The 460-nt window shown below is 53.9% G+C and carries 1 protein-coding gene; it reads right to left on the reverse strand.

The genetic code is table 11. The annotated features are described in order from the left end of the window. Positions 1-460, reverse strand: a 460-nt coding sequence (locus ACRHNM_RS16230) for an HDIG domain-containing metalloprotein (protein ID WP_431137684.1), incomplete at both ends; no start/stop codon positions are given.

A 460-nucleotide genomic window follows, 5' to 3' on the forward strand; every position in this document is an offset into this window, starting at 1 on the left:
GGTATATTCTGTTTCCGCGCCATTTCGATCCCTTCGATGACGTGTTTGATGATGATCCGGGCACTTTTTTCCGGGGCCAGTTCATCGTGGGGGTTGTTGTTGGTCGTCTGGTTCTCGGTAAAATAGGTTGGGTTGTTCATCTTGCCGATGTCGTGGTAGAGCGCTCCTACCCGGACAAGCATTGCATTGGCACCGATCTCGTTGGCAGCTGCTTCGGCCAGGTTGGCCACCTGGAGGGAGTGGTTGAAGGTGCCCGGGGCCTTGTTGGACAGCTCCTTGAGCAGCCGGGAATTGGTGTCCGAAAGCTCCAGCAGGGAAACATCCGTGTCCATCCCGTACATCTTCTCGTAGATATAGATCAGCGGCTGCACAAAAAGCGTGATCATCCCGTTGAGGAGGAAAAACCCGAAATTCACCCAAACTACGTTGTCCAGGCTGCCCCCCTGGATAATATTGAAGG

The sequence above is a fragment of the Psychroserpens mesophilus genome, assembly GCF_050617655.1.
GTDB classification, from domain to species: domain Bacteria; phylum Bacteroidota; class Bacteroidia; order Flavobacteriales; family Flavobacteriaceae; genus Psychroserpens; species Psychroserpens mesophilus_A.